The following is a 15,603-nucleotide window of genomic DNA, read 5'->3' as shown; positions in this document are numbered from 1 at the left end:
TTGGGACCCTGTCAAAGACTCCGATAGCTACTGCATGTTGTCGCCCTGGCGACGTACCCGCCTCCTTGACTCCTTCATCGCACTAACCAATTGGTCCATGCTCATACCGTTACGTAAATAACTGGCAGCGAGCGCCGTCGCGACACCCTCCAGCTGACGGGAGACGACCTGCAAACCAGCCTGTTCAATTTGCCGAATGGCTGCTTGCTGGATACTGTGCTGTGCTTCACTGATGGAAATGCGCTGCAATGCCGGAAATAAGGCGGTTTCGAGGTGACGGATAGCGAGCAAGGTCGCCCGCCGAATACTGGTCTGCACATGGCCCCACTCCGGCTCATCGAATATTTCGTCGATTGGAATAGGCTTTGGCAGTGGATGCAATTTTTCTCGATTGAATTCTGTGCTCGGGTCCTGCTTCCGCTCCAGCATCTGATGCGCTGCAAGCCTGTGTTCGCGGGCTTTGGCGATGGAGACTTCGGGATACCGGCCAAAAGTCAGAACGCTTTCTCCACCGCCTTGCTGGCGATACTTCATGCGCCAGACCTTGCTGCCGCTGGGCTGCACTACGATGTACAGACCAGCCCCATCGAATAGTTTATATATTTTGTCCTTCGGAGCAGCTTGCTTGATAAGCTCATCCGTGAGGCGCAATACATACTTAGACATGGTGCCCTCCTGTTCCGCCATCCCGGCTGAATTCGCCACTGACCAGCGTTAATCTTGGCGCCTGCGGCGGCGCTCCCTTGCCGCTGACGGCATCGATATAGTCGGCCCAATCCTGCATCATCCGGCGCCGCTCCGCCAGGAACTGGGCGCGGTCATAGGCGCTGGCCACCTTATCCTTCGGTGCATGTGCCAGCTGCCGGTCCACGACTTCATGCCGGTAGCCCAGGCGCTCCTTGATGGTGCTCATGGCCAGCGCCCGAAAGCCGTGGCCGGTCATCTTGCCCTTGTATCCCATGCGTCCAAGCGCCACCAGTATCGTGTTATTGCTGATCGGCTTTTCGTGGTCGCGCTGATTCGGGAACAGGTACTTGCTGCGGCCCGTGATCGCGTGCAGTTCGCGCAACAGCTCCAGCGCCTGGCGCGACAGGCAGACGTGATGGTTGGTCATGTCAGGATTGACGGTCAGCTTGCCGCGTTTCATGCGTTGCCATGGAATGATCCACTCGCCGCGCTCCAGGTCAATTTCACTCCAGGGTGTCTCAATCAACTCGCTGGTGCGTACAAAGCACAGCAGCATCAGACGCAGCGCAATGCGGGTCGGCGCGAACATGCGTGCTTCGTTGCGGTCTAGAATGGCCAGAAACTTCGGCAGTTCATCGGTTTCAATGGCGGCGAAGTGTCCGGCACGGACGGTCTTCAACACATCCTTCATATCGGTGACCAGATTGCGCTCTGTGAATCCGCATTGAATCGCGTAGCTGAAAATTGAAGCACATACCGCCTTCTGGCGATGGGCAATTTCGCTTGCGCCGCGCTCCTCGATCTTGCGCAGCGCAGCGATTACATCGAGGTGCTTGAGTTCATCGATGGGCCTGCGGCCAATGGCCGGGAAGATATCTGCCTCCAGCCGTTGCAGGACGTTCTTGGCGGTGCGCTCGCTCCAGGTTGGCACCTTGTTGGCGTGCCACTCGCGGGCGATCTTTTCAAATGTGTTGGCGGCGCGCTCTTTCAACAGTCGTTTGGCATCGTCGCGATGCTTGGCCGGGTCGATCCCTTGCAGCATCAGGCGCCGCGCTGCCAAGCGCTTTTCACGCGCATCCTGCAACGTAATTTCCGGATAAGGACCAAACGTCAGTGCGTTCTCCTTGCCGTTGGCCTGGCGAAACTTCCAGCGCCAGATACGAGACCCGCTCGGCATGACTTCTACGAACAAGCCGCCGCCGTCGGATAGCTTGTATGGTTTATCCTTTGGTTTGGCGTTTTTGACCTGAAGTTCGGACAGCGGTACGATGAGCTTTGCCATGGTGGCCTCCTTCGCAAATGCGTCTGAAACCACTATAGGACAGTTATGCGGGAATGGTAGTCAAGGATGGGGGAATGCGGCCCGACGCCTTCCCTCAAAAAAGTTAGACGTACTGAAACGTCTTGGCACATTTCGAGACGCCGAAAAACGAAAAAACCGCTTAGAATCAAGGCTCTAAGCGGTTTTTGAGGGACTTCCTGAGACGTCCTGATCTTACGTAATTACTATCCGTGGCGGAGAGAGGGGGATTCGAACCCCCGATAGAGTATTACCCTATACACGCTTTCCAGGCGTGCGCCTTCAGCCGCTCAGCCATCTCTCCTGAAGGCAATGCGTGCGTCTTGCTTGCTCACATTGTGTACTGCATATCGCTTGTCGCGAAGCCGCAGATTATAGCAAAGATTCTACAGACTGCCAAAGTTATTTACCCAGGGGTAAAAGTTTGGCCAGGCTTGCCGGAAGGATGCGCGCCAGTGGTGCGCACGGTCCTTCCGGAGGGACTGGCCTGTCTGTTAAGACGTTTCCTTCAGCTGATCCAGAATCGCCGGGTTTTCCAGGGTCGAGACGTCTTGCGTGATCGTCTCGCCCTTGGCCAGCACGCGCAGCAGGCGGCGCATGATTTTGCCGGAGCGGGTTTTTGGCAGGTTGTCGCCGAAACGGATTTCCTTCGGTTTGGCGATCGGGCCGATTTCCTTACCGACCCAGTTGCGCAGCTCCAGGGCCAGCTTCTTGGCTTCTTCGCCTGTCGGACGCGCTTGCTTCAGCACCACGAAGGCGCAGATCGATTCGCCTGTCGTGTCGTCCGGACGGCCCACCACGGCCGCTTCGGCCACCAGCGGGTTGGCTACCAGCGCCGATTCGATTTCCATCGTGCCCATGCGGTGGCCCGACACGTTCAAGACGTCATCGATGCGGCCCGTGATGGTGAAGTAGCCCGTTTCCTTGTTGCGGATGGCGCCGTCGCCTGCCAGGTACATCTTGCCGCCCAGCTCTTCCGGGAAGTAGCTGGACTTGAAACGCTCGGGATTGTTCCAGATCGTGCGGATCATCGATGGCCATGGACGTTTTACCACCAAAATACCGCCCTGGCCGTTCGGCACGTCCTGGCCCGCTTCGTCGACGATGGCGGCCATGATGCCCGGCAATGGCAGGGTGCAGGAACCGGGGACCATCGGCGTGGCGCCTGGCAGCGGGGTGATCATGTGGCCACCCGTTTCCGTTTGCCAGAAGGTATCGACAATCGGGCATTTCTCGCCGCCGATGTGCTTGTAGTACCACATCCACGCTTCCGGATTGATCGGCTCGCCAACCGTACCCAGCAAACGCAGGCTGGTCAGGTCGTAGTTGCTTGGATGGACTTTCGGGTCCACGTCGGCCGCCTTGATCAGCGACCGGATGGCCGTAGGCGCCGTGTAGAAAATGCTGACGTTGTGCTTCTTGATGGTTTCCCAGAAACGGCCGGCGTTCGGGTAGGTCGGGATGCCTTCGAATACCACTTGCGTGGCGCCCACGGCCATCGGGCCATACGCGATGTAGCTGTGGCCCGTCACCCAGCCGATGTCGGCCGTGCACCAGAACACGTCGTTGGGCTTGATGTCGAAACTCCACTTCATCGTCAGCGCGGCCCACAGCAGATAGCCGCCGCTCGAATGCTGCACGCCCTTCGGCGTGCCCGTCGAACCGGAGGTGTACAAGATAAACAGTGGATGCTCGGCATCGACCCATTCCGGCTCACATTGCGCGCTCTGGCCTTCCACCAGGTCGTGCAGCCACGTGTCGCGGCCAGCTACCATCGGCAAGTCGCTGCCCGTGCGTTTGTAGACGATGACGTTTTTCACGCAATCGCAGCCGCCCAGCGCCAGCGCTTCGTCGACGATGGATTTCAGTGGCAGCTTCTTGCCGCCGCGCAATTGCTCGTCGCCCGTGATGACGGCCACGGCGCCCGCGTCGATGATGCGTTCCTGCAAGGATTTTGCCGAGAAGCCGCCGAACACGACGGAGTGGGTGGCGCCGATGCGCGCGCACGCTTGCATTGCGGCAACGCCTTCGACGGACATCGACATATAGATGATGACGCGGTCGCCCTTGGCAATGCCCTTGGCTTTCAGGCCGTTGGCGAACTTGCAGACTTTTTCGTGCAGCTCTTTGTATGTTGCCTTGGTGACGGTGCCGTCATCCGCTTCGAAGATGATGGCCGTCTTGTCGCCCAGGCCATTTTCGATGTTGCGGTCCAGGCAGTTATAGGACACGTTCAGCAGGCCGTCTTCGAACCACTTGTAGAACGGGGCGTTGTCTTCGTTCAGGGTGCGGGTGAACGGCTTTTTCCAGCTCAGGTTTTCGCGCGCCAACTTGGCCCAGAAGCCTTCGTAGTCGCGCTCGGCATCGGCCACCATGGCGCGGTAAGCGTCCATGCCGGAAATCGTTGCCTGTGCGGCAAATGCTGCCGACGGTTCAAATACGCGCGACTCTTCCGGTCCCTGCTGCTCTGTGCCCTGCCCTTGGTTCTCTATAGCGGCCATGCTAGTCTCCAGTGTAGTAATTGTTTGTTAACACAATATTCCTGCTGTCTTACTGACGCCTTACATGCGGCGTTTTCCTCGATCCATTCTAACCATAATCGCCACTGGCGACGGGCGTCAAGAGTGCGCCATCCAGCCTTCAGGATGAAAAACCGACAACACCGCAACTACCTGATGCCACTTTGTGTTTCATCAAGGCCAAGAATCCAAATCGAGGGTATGCGCAGTGATCAGCAGCGAGTGTAAAATGTCGGGCATACCAAAAATTGGTATTTACCCCCAGGAAACTCCAGATGATCGACCATTCACAAAAACCCAAACATAGCAAACTGCATCCCCTGTCCGCCTTCATCTTCATGTCGCGCTGGCTGCAGCTGCCGCTGTACCTGGGCCTGATCCTCGCACAATGCGTGTACGTATTTCACTTCTGGGTGGAACTGTCGGACCTGATCGGCGCCGTGTTCGGCAATGATGCGGCCCTGCAGCATGTCATCAGCGCCGTCACCGTGGCCGGCGTGCCGCCACCGGTCAAACTCAATGAAGCGACCATCATGCTGGTGGTGCTGGGCTTGATCGACGTGGTCATGATCTCGAATCTGTTGATCATGGTCATCATCGGCGGCTACGAAACGTTTGTCTCGCGCATGCACCTGGACGACCATCCGGACCAGCCTGAATGGCTGTCGCATGTGAATGCATCCGTGCTGAAGACGAAACTGGCGATGGCCATCATCGGCATTTCGTCCATCCACCTGCTGAAGACCTTCATCAACGCCACCGCGTATGCCAAGGAACCGAATGTGGTCATCGCGCAAACGGCGATCCATATGGTCTTCATCCTGTCGGCGATGGCGATTGCCTACACGGACCGCATCATGACCGTGACGCAGAACCAGGCCCGGGCGCCCCATTAGAAAGAAGCCCATGGCCGCCAGCGGTGGCCATGGGCTTTGTTATTTCCGATGCCGTAATTAGTAAAGAATCTTACCCTTCTTATCCACCGCGAGAACACCATGACTGTCATAAAGCAAGAAGACCTGATCGAATCCGTCGCCGCAGCGTTGCAGTACATTAGCTACTACCACCCTGCTGATTACATCGAGCATCTGGCGCGCGCCTATGCGGCCGAGCAAAGCCCGGCGGCAAAAGATGCGATCGCGCAAATCCTGACCAACTCGCGCATGTGCGCGGAAGGCAAGCGTCCGATTTGCCAGGACACGGGCATCGTCAACGTCTTCCTGAAAATCGGCATGGGCGTGCGCTTCGAAGGTTTCAGCGGCACGGTCACCGACGCCGTCAACGAAGGCGTGCGCCGCGCGTACAACTTCGACGACAACAAGCTGCGCGCCTCCATCGTGGCCGACCCGCATTTCGACCGCAAGAACACCAAGGACAACACGCCAGCCGTGGTGCACATGGAACTGGTCGAAGGCAATACCGTCGACGTGAAAGTCGCTGCCAAGGGCGGCGGCTCGGAAAACAAATCCAAGATGATCATGATGAACCCGTCCGATTCGCTGGTGGACTGGGTCATGAAGACCGTGCCAACAATGGGCGCCGGCTGGTGCCCGCCTGGCATGCTGGGCATCGGCATCGGCGGCACGGCTGAAAAAGCCATGCTGATGGCAAAAGAGGTGTTGATGGAAGACATCGACATGTTTGAGCTGAAACAACGCGGCCCGCAGAACAAGCTGGAAGAACTGCGTATCGAGCTGTGCGACAAGATCAACTCGCTGGGCATCGGCGCGCAAGGCCTGGGCGGCCTGACGACCGTGCTCGACGTGAAAATCATGATGCACCCGACGCACGCCGCGTCGAAGCCTGTCGCCATGATCCCGAACTGCGCCGCCACGCGCCACGGCCACTTCGTGCTCGACGGCTCCGGCCCTGCCTACATGACGCCGCCATCGCTGTCGTCGTGGCCGGAAGTGCACTGGACGCCGGACACGGAAAAATCCAAGCGCGTCGACCTGAATACCCTGACCAAGGAAGAAGTCGCTTCGTGGACGCCGGGCCAGACCTTGCTGTTGAACGGCAAGATGCTGACGGGCCGCGACGCCGCGCACAAGCGCATCCAGGACATGCTGGCCAAGGGCGAAGAATTGCCGGTCGACTTCAAAAACCGCGTCATTTACTACGTCGGTCCCGTCGATCCGGTGCGCGACGAAGCCGTCGGCCCGGCCGGTCCGACGACCGCCACGCGCATGGACAAGTTCACCGACATGATGCTGGAAAAAACGGGCCTGATCGCCATGATCGGCAAGGCCGAGCGTGGCCCCGTCGCCATCGAATCGATCCAGAAGCACCAGTCGGCCTACCTGATGGCCGTGGGCGGCGCCGCCTACCTGGTGTCGAAAGCCATCAAGCACGCCAAGGTGCTGGGCTTTGCCGACATGGGCATGGAAGCGATCTACGAATTCGACGTCGTCGACATGCCAGTGACGGTGGCCGTGGATACGAAAGGCACTTCGGTGCACAACACGGGCCCGAAAGAATGGCAGGCGAAGATCGAGCAACTCAGTAGCGTCAGCAAGATTCCCGTGACGGTCGCTTAAACAGGCACTACCCGACGCCGCGCGGCAACATAGCGCGGCGTTTTTTTATCTAATTCGGCTTTATATGACTTCTATTGCAAGCACTGCCCGCCCAGACGCGCCCATCGGCATTTTTGACTCCGGCGTGGGCGGCCTGTCGGTGCTGCGCCATATCCGCGCGCAGTTGCCGCAGGAAGATTTAATGTACTTTGCCGATTCCGCGTATGCGCCATACGGCGACAAGACGGAACAGCAAGTAGTCGACCGTTCGCTGGCGATCACCGCCTTCCTGTTACAGCAAGGCGCGAAAGCATTGGTGGTGGCGTGCAACACGGCCACCATCGCCGCCATCAAGGCGCTGCGCGCGCGCTACCCGGACCTGCCCATCGTCGGCGTCGAGCCGGGCTTGAAACCGGGGGCCAGCATCAGCCGCAATGGCAAGATCGCCGTCCTGGCCACGGAACGCGCCTTGCGCGGCGACAAGCTGCTGGCCCTGCGCGAGCAGGTGAGCGCCGCCACGGGCGCCACGTTCATCCTGCAGCCCTGCATCGGCCTGGCCGACCGCATCGAGCAGTGCGAGTTGGGCAATGATCCGGCGGACGCTACGAGCGCCATGCTGGAACGCTACATCGCGCCCATGCTGGAGCTAGGCGTCGATACCCTGGTGCTGGGCTGCACCCACTACCCTTTCGTGCAAGACGCCATAGTACGCACGGTGCGCGCGCATACGCAGGATCAGATCACCCTGGTCGACACGGGCGACGCCGTGGCGCGCCAGCTGGCCCGCCTGCTGGACGCGGCAAGTCTACGCCGCATCGACAACGACGCACCGCGACTGCAGGGCTACACGACGGCCAAGGTCGAGTCCTTGGCGAAAGCCTTCGCCGGTTTGCTGGACTTGCAGCCGCCCGTCGCACACCTGTCCGTGTGAGCGGTGTGAGCAAAAGCGAGCGTTTTCATGCAATCTTTCGATTCTTTAAAAAAGACTGCATTTAGATTTGCCACTTTGCCGAGTTCTTTGTATAATTCGGCACCTGTTCAGCAAAACAGCTAAACAGGCAAGTAAGACAGTGGTGGCTGTAGCTCAGTTGGTAGAGTCCAGGATTGTGATTCCTGTTGTCGTGGGTTCGAGCCCCATCAGCCACCCCACAGAATTAGTGGTAAATTAAAGGGTTACATGCTTCGGCTTGTAACCCTTTTTTCATTTCCGCCAGCCATAAATAAAAACGGCGCCTTCGGCCGTTTCACTCCGACTTCCCCGGTAGCAATCCCAACAGGAACTGGCGCGCGCTGGCGGCAGCAGGCGAGCGCGACGACGGATGCTGGATGCGGTAGCATTTTATGTGACCCAGCGGGAACTGCCACAATTGCGCATTCGGTATACCATCGTCGACATAATCGCAGCCCAAGGCCTTGCCCTGCTCATCGCGGGCCAGTGGAAAGAAGTCGCGCCGGTGCCCGGCGGTGGCACTGCCGTTGGCAAAAATAATGATCTCGGGCTGGAAGAAAGCGATTTGCACATCCAGCAGTAACTTGGAATAGTGTTTGATCTGATCAAAATGATCGCACCGGACGGGACTGCCTCGTTTCCATGCCATGCATAACAGGTTGGCGTAGATCAAGCCGTCGCTGCCGGAGCGCTGCGCCACGGCGCGCGTAAAATTATGGAAGGCACGGCCCTTGATATCCGAGCGCGACAATTGCTGCGCAAAGTAAGCCTGGTGCACCGACATTGACTGCTCAACATAGTGCTCCAGCGAACTAAAACGCTCCCCTGTTTGCAGCACATTCCATTGCCGCGTTTCACAGCCAACGATCATGATGCGCTGCCGGGCGCCAAGCCAGTTGGGCGGCACGCTGGGAAGGAAGAGACCGGAGAGTTCTTTCGCATCGGCACGCGGCGCATGACGGTCGAGCAACTCCGTGTCGAAGTCGGCCAGCGCGCGCAGATAACGGCTGGCCAGGTCGCTGCTTGCAGCTGGCTGCGGGGAGTGCATGGTCATTGCGGGCCTGTGTCCGGACGCCCGGGGATGGGCCGCAAACTTTAGCACAGATTTTAGCCAGCCAGCACCGACTGCACCGTCGTCGCCAAGTCTTCCAGGCGCACGGGTTTCACGAGGAAGTGGCGGAAGCCCACGGCCAGCGCGTCGTCCATATACATGGGCAGGCTGTGGCCGGTGACGGCGATCAGCACGGCGTTGGCTGTCTCGGGATGGTGGTGCAGGCGGCGGCCGATTTCGATGCCGCTGATGCCGGGCATTTCGATGTCGAGGTAGACGGCGTCGGGCACGCACAGCTTGACTTGCTCGACGGCCATCTGCCAGTTGCGCACCACCACCGCGCTATGACCCAGCGCTTCGAGCAGCATGGCCAGCGATTCGCCCACTTCCTGGTTGTCGTCGACCACCAGCAGATTGAGTTTGCGCCCAGCACTTGCTTGCTGGTCGCCCTGGCGGCGCTCCACGGGGGAATGGCCTGGTGTCGTTTCAGTTGTCTGGCTCATAGTACGTTCACGTCTTACGGCTGCAAAAGCGGCAGTATACAAGAAGCACGCACAATGCCGCCGCACCCTAGCACTGTAGCCAAGCGGCAATCCTGGCGACCGCTGTACCGCGCCAGCAACACTTCCCATCCTTCGTGAGAAGAAAGCCCACCCTACGCAGTACGCGCAATTGACGGATAAAATGAGAATCATTATCATTCTTATCCCCTTGCGCCGGATGTCCACGCCACGATGTTGTCGCGCCGCCCGATTGCCCGCGCAAACATTGTCATTACGGAGATTCATGCATGGCTGCCACACTTTCCACACTGCCCTTGTCGCTGCGCCCGTGCGCGCTGGCCGTCGCCTTCGCCTGCCTGGGCGCGTCCCTTGCCGCGCAGGCACAGGACGCCAATACAGCCGATAGCGCCGGGCCCATCCTGGAATCCATCCAGGTCAGCGGCAACCTGCTGGGCACCAGCATGGCCGCCAGCACGAAAAATTTCGCGGGCGCGCGCACGGTGGTGCAAAAGGATGACATCGACAACTCGGGCGCGGCTAGCCTCAGCGATGTGATGCGCCGCATTCCCGGCGTACAGATCAGCGACAACTCGGGCAGCGCCGGCAGCGCCATTTCCCTCAATATCGGTGTGCGCGGCCTGGCCGGCCGCTATTCGCCACGCAGCACGGTGTTACTCGATGGCATACCGATGTCGGTGGCGCCGTATGGCCAGCCGCAACTGTCGTTCGCACCCGTCAGCCTGGCCAATGTTGAAACGGTCGACGTGGTGCGCGGCGGCGGCGCGGTGCGCTTCGGCCCGCAAAACGTGGGCGGCATCATCAACTTCAAGACACGCCGCGTGCCCACCACGCCAGGCATCACGGGCGACGCCACCGTACGCCATAACGCGTACAGCGAAGTGGGCCACAACACGCAAGCCAGCGTCTTTGCAGGCACCCAGCTCGACAGCGGCCTGGGCCTGGCGGTGCTGTACTCGGGCATCCGCGGCAGCGACTGGCGCGTCGGCAGCGATGAAAAAGTCAACGATTTCGCCCTGAAATTCCGCTACGACCTGAGCCCCACGGCCGAGGTGTACGGCAAGCTGTCCTACTACGACGTGACGTCGCGCACGCCGGGCGGCCTGACCGCCGCGCAGTACAAGCAGGACCCGTTCCAGAACACGCGCCCCACCGACTACTGGAACGGCGAGCGCAAGGCTGTCGACATCGGCTACCTGAATGCCATCTCCGGCACGCAGGAATTCGAAATGCGCGCCTATTACAACAAGAGCTCACGCGAAAGCACCCTGATCAGCGGGAAAAACCTGGGGCACCAGCCGCGCAACTATGAAACGACGGCCATCGAACCGCGCTACACGCAGCGCTTAGTCACGGGCAAGGTTTCGCAGGACGTCACCGTCGGCTACCGCTACCTGGCCGAGCGGGCCGACGAGACCATCTACAATGTCGTCATCGCCAGCGGCGTGCGACAGGCGCCGACGCGCTTTGCCGACAACGCCACCGATGCCCAGGCCGTGTATATCGACGACAAGATCGCCATCGGTGCCTGGCGGATCACGCCGGGCGTGCGCTATGAACACATCAAGACGGTACGCTTCAATCACTTGCCGACCGACCAGAAGATCGAGTTGCTCAACAACAAGGCCCTGCCCTCGCTGAACGTGGCCTATCTGTTCAACAACAACGTGACCCTGTTCAGCAACTACAACAGCTCGTTTGGCGCCGTGCAAAACACGCAGCTCAATGCCCAGTCGAGCAAGAACCCGCTGCAGCCGGAACTGGCGAAAACAGCCGAGCTTGGCGCGCGCTGGAAGAGCGGCCAGCTGTCGGCTGAAACGACCTTGTTCAACATCAAGTTCGACAACCAGATCCAGTCCGTGGGCAGCGGCGAAAACGTCGTCTTCTACAACGTGGGCGCCACGCTTCACCGGGGCCTGGAAACGGCCATCGATTACCACTTCGACCAGTCCGGCCCGCTGGCCGGCTTGAATGCTTACGCCACCTACACTTATACCAAGGCGACCTTGCAGGATGGCGTGAACGCGGGCAATGACGTGCCCTTCTATTCGCGCAACACGCACACCGTCGGCGCCCACTACCAGCTGGGCGCCTGGGGCTTCGACCTGTCAAGCAGCCACCAGAGCCGCCAGTTCGCCGACGACGCCAACAGCGTGGCGGAAAACGCGGCCGGCAACCTGGGCGTGATCCCGGGCTTTCGCACCTGGAATACGCAAGTGAAATGGACGGTACCGGGCCAGAAAGGCCTGGAACTGGTCGCCGGCGTCAATAACCTGAGCGACAAGCGTTACTTTACGCGCACTTCGGATGGCAACCTGGGCAAGCTGGTGGGCGCGCCGCGCATGGTCTACCTGCAGGGCCGCCTGGCGTTCTGACCCCTGCATGCGGCAGTGCCTATCGAATTGATATGCCGCCGCACCCGCAGCCATCCTCAGAAAAACCTGCATCTTGTTGTTTCGATGCAGGTTTTTTTACGCCCCGATGTTACAAAAATTCCATCATGCAAGAGGGTCCGAGGCGGCGCTCGCCTTCCCACAAGCATTATTTATTTCGCAATGGAAATTAATTGCATTATAGACACAAATGATTTCACAATTGCACATATTTTTAGCGATCACTTGCTCTTTGTGTGAGTTTTGGTGATATTATTTAAATGTCATTTAGGAAATTAAATTATCTTATAATCAATCAAGCGAGAAGACCATGAAAATGCCAACTACCGTCCTGAAGATTGCCGCATTGGCCGCCCTGGCCACCGCTGGCGCCGCCAACGCCGCGACCGAACTGGTGGTCAACGGCAGTTTCGAAAGCAATGTCATTGCCTCGCCCTATGCGCAGTTGAGCGCTGTCACGGGCTGGACTTCGTCCGTCAGCGGCGATACGGCCTTTGAAATCCAGAGAGGCGCCACACAAGGCGGCCAGAGCGGTTTCAACCCCGTCGCCGCCGATGGCATGCAATACCTGGAACTCAATACCGAAAGCCTGTCCTCGCTGTCGCAATCGATCGCCACGACGGCTGGCGGCACGTATGCGCTGTCGTTTGCCTATTCGGGCCGTCCCGACACGCCGGGCGGCGCGAGCAGCCAGATGAACGTGTACTGGGGTTCCACCCTACTGACACCCACGGCCCTGGTCGGCAACACGGGTGGTGTCTGGCAAAGCTACAGCCAGAACCTGACGGCGGTAGGTAGCTCGACAGTTCTGCGCTTCGAATCGATCGGCCCCGTCAGCGCGCCCACATATGGCTCCTACCTGGACAACGTCTCGGTGATGGCTGCCGTGCCGGAACCGGAAACCTACGCCATGATGCTGCTGGGCTTGGGCTTGCTGGGTTTCGTGGCACGCCGCAAGACTGCCGCCTGACGCCGGGCCAGTCTTCACGCAATAGCCGCCCCGCCATCTGGCCGGGCGGCTTTTTTCATGCGCGAGCGGGTGCATCAGCTCATAAAATGTTGCCAAGAAGAATTAAATTGACGCTACAATAGTAGGGTATCAAGCAATGCCTAGCATCGCTCCGCCAGGGCCACTACCCCGCCCTGATCATCAGCACGCATTTTTTGAACAGGATGACTGGCGCTGCCGGGCCCGTTTGCGCTCTCGGCTTGGCCACCACACACGCCCCATGTCTGCAGAAAAAACTATTACCGAAACCAGTTCCTACGGCAAGGATACGCCAGTGGGTCGCCCCGACATCGATGGCCGCGCCGGCATTTTCGTGCCCACGGCGGAATTTGACATCGACAACACCACCACCATCCGCAAGGGCGCGGGCATCGTCGGCTTCGGCAACCTCGATGGCACCCTGACCGTGTATTTCGAAGCGAACCGTTTCGACGAAAGCAATCTGCACAAGTGGGAACACAAGGCGCGCAAGGCGTATGACCGCATGGTCATGGGCGCACCCACAGTGTCAAAGGCGAAAATCGATGCGCGCATGCTGGAACAGGTCGGCATCATCGATGGCATGGGCATCAATCTCAAGCATCCGGAACGCCTGACGCACTGGCTGGCGATCTCGAACGTGCCGGACACGGCGCCGGAAGAGCCGGTAGTGCGCTGGAAAAACCGCTAATCGGCCGGAGAGCGAGGCTGGGCGCCAGCCACGAGGCGTTGTCCTACATCGCGACGGACATTCATCCGATGCACCAGAGCATCAACTCAAACTATGATGAAAACCTGACCACACATTTCCCACCACTCAGGAGTACGACATGTCCCGCCTCATCCCGATCAGCTTTGGCGCCTTGCAAATAGGTCTGGCAGCGGCGGCGGTATATATCCTGTGCTCGGCGGATGTGCTGCACCAGAGTTCGGTGTATTTCCACTAATTCAGCTTCGCGGCGACGCCCGCCAATGACAATGCGCGCCGTGCTTCGCTTGGAACGAAGCACGGCGCGCATTCTGACGTCAGGTGCTACAGGAAAAGTCTAGCGGCGGCCGTGGTAGCGCCCGTGCCCGCCCCAGCCGCCACGGTGTCCGCCGTAACGTCCAAAACCAAACATGAAGTCCAGCCCGATCGATACGGGGGGATTGTAATAATACGGTTGCGGCGCGTATACGGGCGCCGGCACATACACGGGCTGCTGCACGTAGACGGGCTCATTCGTGTATTCCACGCGCGATGACTGCACCGGGGTGGACGAGACCGTATGCCAATCGTAGGGATTGTAGGTTCCCTGCGGCGCGCGCGAACCGTAATACGCGGGTCCGGGGGGCGCCACGACGCAGCCACCCAGGGCGGCCAGCGAAATTACTGCCAACAGGGTTTTCATCGCAATTCTCCTAATGTCTACTACCTTAATTAAGTACTATAAGAAATTACGCCGTGCTTTGCTGTGCTTTTACCGATTGTTACACCCCGACGCACGCTGCAACATGAAATGTGGCAAAGCTGCCACAAGCGGCCCAGGCGGCCCAGGCGGCATGTTTCCTCAAATAAACGGAATCGCGCAGGTATCGATGGCCTTGCCCGCGGCGTCGTAGCGCTGCACGCACACCTGGTAGCGCACGCCGTAATCAAGTTCGATCTGCTCGACCTTTCCATACTTCAATTTCCAGCTGGGCTGCAGCTGTTGGCGGCCAGCCAGTGCGGCCACATCCTGGGGAATCGCCATCGCCGTCTGCGTCTCGCCCTGGCGCGCATCCTGGCGCCGCGCCACGTCGATGGACACGTTCAGCGCCAGGTCCACGCCGCCATCCGTGTAAGCGAGCGTGGGCGCGCCGCGCTGCGCCCGCATCACGCCCCAGGCGCAAGGCTTGCCGTCCGCATCGCATTGCTTCAATTGCGCCAGAGGAAAATACTCAGGGGCAATCTTGCCATCCTTGATAGGCCAGCTGGTGCGCACGCCATCGCGCTTGCCCGTCAGGGGATTGTCCCAGCTCAGACTATTGACGACGGCCACGGTCTGCCCCGCCTGCAAGCCTGCAGGCGTGCCCAGCGATGCGCAGGCGGAAAGCAGCAAGCCGGTGGCGGCCAGGGAGGAAAGTGTCAGGATGCGCTGCATGGTAAGCCTCTTGTGATGGGATATCCCGAAGGTATGTTTCGAGGGTAACAGAATCAGGAGCGGCGCCGCCGTTGGCTGGCGCACATAACAGAACGGGCGGCACCCTTGCAGGCGCCGCCCGTGGCGGAGTCGGCCACGCCGGGAGACCCGCTCCCGGCGATATATGGATCAGTCCAGCTTCCAGGCGTAATCGACCTTGGTCCAGGTTTGCGCCGCAGCGCCATCCTTGGTGCCTGGCTTGAACTTGCATGCGGACAGGGCCTTGATGGCGGCCTTGTCCAGGTTCTTGAAGCCGCTGCTCTTCTCGACTTTCGAATCGGCAACGCTGCCATCGGCATTGACCAGGAAGGACATCGACACGGTGCCCTGCTCTTCGTTCATCAGCGAGGCTTTTGGATAGTCGGCCTTGCAGTTCTTGGCATCGAACGACGCCGGCACCTCGGCCGCGAAGGCGGCGGAAGAAACGGAAACCAGCAAGACTGCTGCAACACTCATCAAACGTTTATTCTCAAACATGTGCTTCCCCAAGATTATCAGATACGGTAATTACAACTTC

14 protein-coding genes and 2 tRNA genes are annotated in these 15,603 nt (G+C 59.5%); 7 read left to right on the top strand and 9 right to left on the bottom strand.

What is annotated here, in order from left to right; genetic code table 11:
* Positions 1 to 27: 27 nt before the first annotated feature.
* The 4 genes from CLU92_RS25245 to acs all read right to left on the bottom strand — a co-directional run bounded on the left by CLU92_RS25245 (position 28) and on the right by acs (position 4,488).
* On the bottom strand, positions 28 to 666 hold the full coding sequence (locus CLU92_RS25245; RefSeq protein WP_180338581.1) for a DUF4102 domain-containing protein: 639 nt from the start codon (positions 664 to 666) through the stop codon (positions 28 to 30).
* Positions 659 to 1,969: an integrase arm-type DNA-binding domain-containing protein gene (locus CLU92_RS25240; RefSeq protein ID WP_100429047.1), complete on the bottom strand. Its 1,311-nt coding sequence runs from the start codon at positions 1,967 to 1,969 to the stop codon at positions 659 to 661. The genes CLU92_RS25245 and CLU92_RS25240 overlap by 8 nt, the downstream gene beginning before the upstream one ends.
* Positions 1,970 to 2,200: 231 nt before the next feature.
* Positions 2,201 to 2,291: transfer RNA gene (locus tag CLU92_RS25235), tRNA-Ser, on the bottom strand.
* 190 nt (positions 2,292 to 2,481) lie between these two features.
* Positions 2,482 to 4,488, bottom strand: coding sequence for an acetate--CoA ligase (gene acs, locus CLU92_RS25230; RefSeq protein ID WP_101484094.1), 2,007 nt, complete (start codon positions 4,486 to 4,488; stop codon positions 2,482 to 2,484).
* 293 nt (positions 4,489 to 4,781) lie between these two features.
* Between acs and CLU92_RS25225 the strand changes: the two genes are divergently transcribed.
* From CLU92_RS25225 to CLU92_RS25210, 4 genes are all read left to right on the top strand, one after another.
* A complete protein-coding gene (locus tag CLU92_RS25225) occupies positions 4,782 to 5,402 on the top strand; it encodes a TIGR00645 family protein (protein ID WP_096234101.1) in 621 nt (206 codons plus the stop codon).
* Between the two features lie 99 nt (positions 5,403 to 5,501).
* Positions 5,502 to 7,043 carry a fumarate hydratase gene (locus CLU92_RS25220; RefSeq protein ID WP_101484093.1) on the top strand — a complete coding sequence of 514 codons (1,542 nt, stop codon included), beginning with the start codon at positions 5,502 to 5,504 and terminating at the stop codon, positions 7,041 to 7,043.
* A gap of 64 nt (positions 7,044 to 7,107) precedes the next feature.
* The gene (gene murI / locus CLU92_RS25215; protein ID WP_101484092.1) at positions 7,108 to 7,953 is read left to right on the top strand and encodes a glutamate racemase; all 846 of its coding nucleotides are present in this window, start codon (positions 7,108 to 7,110) and stop codon (positions 7,951 to 7,953) included.
* Positions 7,954 to 8,095: 142 nt separating this feature from the next.
* A tRNA-His gene (locus CLU92_RS25210) sits at positions 8,096 to 8,171 on the top strand.
* Between the two features lie 95 nt (positions 8,172 to 8,266).
* On the opposite strand, the gene CLU92_RS25205 is transcribed toward CLU92_RS25210, so the two are convergent.
* Both CLU92_RS25205 and CLU92_RS27910 read right to left on the bottom strand, forming a co-directional pair.
* Positions 8,267 to 9,025, bottom strand: a complete 759-nt coding sequence (locus CLU92_RS25205) for a hypothetical protein (protein WP_101484091.1) — start codon at positions 9,023 to 9,025, stop codon at positions 8,267 to 8,269.
* 53 nt (positions 9,026 to 9,078) lie between these two features.
* On the bottom strand, positions 9,079 to 9,525 hold the full coding sequence (locus CLU92_RS27910; RefSeq protein WP_166674921.1) for a response regulator: 447 nt from the start codon (positions 9,523 to 9,525) through the stop codon (positions 9,079 to 9,081).
* Between the two features lie 287 nt (positions 9,526 to 9,812).
* Here CLU92_RS27910 and CLU92_RS25195 point away from each other — a divergent pair, with 287 nt between their 5' ends.
* The 3 genes from CLU92_RS25195 (at position 9,813) to CLU92_RS25185 (ending at position 13,615) form a co-directional block, all read left to right on the top strand.
* Entirely contained in the window at positions 9,813 to 11,918 is a 2,106-nt protein-coding gene (locus CLU92_RS25195; RefSeq protein WP_101484089.1) for a TonB-dependent siderophore receptor, read from the top strand.
* A gap of 328 nt (positions 11,919 to 12,246) precedes the next feature.
* Positions 12,247 to 12,906: an FxDxF family PEP-CTERM protein gene (locus CLU92_RS25190; RefSeq protein ID WP_101484886.1), complete on the top strand. Its 660-nt coding sequence runs from the start codon at positions 12,247 to 12,249 to the stop codon at positions 12,904 to 12,906.
* A gap of 259 nt (positions 12,907 to 13,165) precedes the next feature.
* On the top strand, positions 13,166 to 13,615 hold the full coding sequence (locus CLU92_RS25185) for a hypothetical protein (protein WP_101484088.1): 450 nt from the start codon (positions 13,166 to 13,168) through the stop codon (positions 13,613 to 13,615).
* A gap of 355 nt (positions 13,616 to 13,970) precedes the next feature.
* Here CLU92_RS25185 and CLU92_RS25180 read toward each other — a convergent pair whose 3' ends face one another.
* From CLU92_RS25180 to CLU92_RS25170, 3 genes are all read right to left on the bottom strand, one after another.
* Positions 13,971 to 14,315: a hypothetical protein gene (locus tag CLU92_RS25180; RefSeq protein ID WP_101484087.1), complete on the bottom strand. Its 345-nt coding sequence runs from the start codon at positions 14,313 to 14,315 to the stop codon at positions 13,971 to 13,973.
* 159 nt (positions 14,316 to 14,474) lie between these two features.
* On the bottom strand, positions 14,475 to 15,047 hold the full coding sequence (locus CLU92_RS25175; protein ID WP_101484086.1) for a hypothetical protein: 573 nt from the start codon (positions 15,045 to 15,047) through the stop codon (positions 14,475 to 14,477).
* A 168-nt stretch (positions 15,048 to 15,215) separates the two neighbouring features.
* A complete protein-coding gene (locus CLU92_RS25170; RefSeq protein ID WP_243858431.1) occupies positions 15,216 to 15,563 on the bottom strand; it encodes an energy transducer TonB in 348 nt (115 codons plus the stop codon).
* Positions 15,564 to 15,603 lie beyond the last annotated feature (40 nt).

The sequence above is a fragment of the Janthinobacterium sp. 61 genome, from assembly GCF_002846335.1.
Lineage (GTDB): Bacteria > Pseudomonadota > Gammaproteobacteria > Burkholderiales > Burkholderiaceae_D > Janthinobacterium.
Note: the sequence above shows the minus strand (reverse complement) of the source record. Positions and strands in the feature narration are given on the sequence as shown.

Excerpts from the sequence above, each read along its gene's own strand:
- acs (WP_101484094.1), bottom strand. The coding sequence starts at position 4,488 with ATGGCCGCTATAGAGAACCAAGGGCAGGGCACAGAGCAGCAGGGACCG.
- CLU92_RS25205 (WP_101484091.1), bottom strand. The coding sequence starts at position 9,025 with ATGACCATGCACTCCCCGCAGCCAGCTGCAAGCAGCGACCTGGCCAGC.
- murI (WP_101484092.1), top strand. The coding sequence starts at position 7,108 with ATGACTTCTATTGCAAGCACTGCCCGCCCAGACGCGCCCATCGGCATT.
- CLU92_RS25225 (WP_096234101.1), top strand. The coding sequence starts at position 4,782 with ATGATCGACCATTCACAAAAACCCAAACATAGCAAACTGCATCCCCTG.
- CLU92_RS25175 (WP_101484086.1), bottom strand. The coding sequence starts at position 15,047 with ATGCAGCGCATCCTGACACTTTCCTCCCTGGCCGCCACCGGCTTGCTG.
- CLU92_RS25170 (WP_243858431.1), bottom strand. The coding sequence starts at position 15,563 with ATGTTTGAGAATAAACGTTTGATGAGTGTTGCAGCAGTCTTGCTGGTT.
- CLU92_RS25185 (WP_101484088.1), top strand. The coding sequence starts at position 13,166 with ATGTCTGCAGAAAAAACTATTACCGAAACCAGTTCCTACGGCAAGGAT.
- CLU92_RS27910 (WP_166674921.1), bottom strand. The coding sequence starts at position 9,525 with ATGAGCCAGACAACTGAAACGACACCAGGCCATTCCCCCGTGGAGCGC.
- CLU92_RS25245 (WP_180338581.1), bottom strand. The coding sequence starts at position 666 with ATGTCTAAGTATGTATTGCGCCTCACGGATGAGCTTATCAAGCAAGCT.
- CLU92_RS25180 (WP_101484087.1), bottom strand. The coding sequence starts at position 14,315 with ATGAAAACCCTGTTGGCAGTAATTTCGCTGGCCGCCCTGGGTGGCTGC.
- CLU92_RS25195 (WP_101484089.1), top strand. The coding sequence starts at position 9,813 with ATGGCTGCCACACTTTCCACACTGCCCTTGTCGCTGCGCCCGTGCGCG.
- CLU92_RS25190 (WP_101484886.1), top strand. The coding sequence starts at position 12,247 with ATGAAAATGCCAACTACCGTCCTGAAGATTGCCGCATTGGCCGCCCTG.
- CLU92_RS25240 (WP_100429047.1), bottom strand. The coding sequence starts at position 1,969 with ATGGCAAAGCTCATCGTACCGCTGTCCGAACTTCAGGTCAAAAACGCC.
- CLU92_RS25220 (WP_101484093.1), top strand. The coding sequence starts at position 5,502 with ATGACTGTCATAAAGCAAGAAGACCTGATCGAATCCGTCGCCGCAGCG.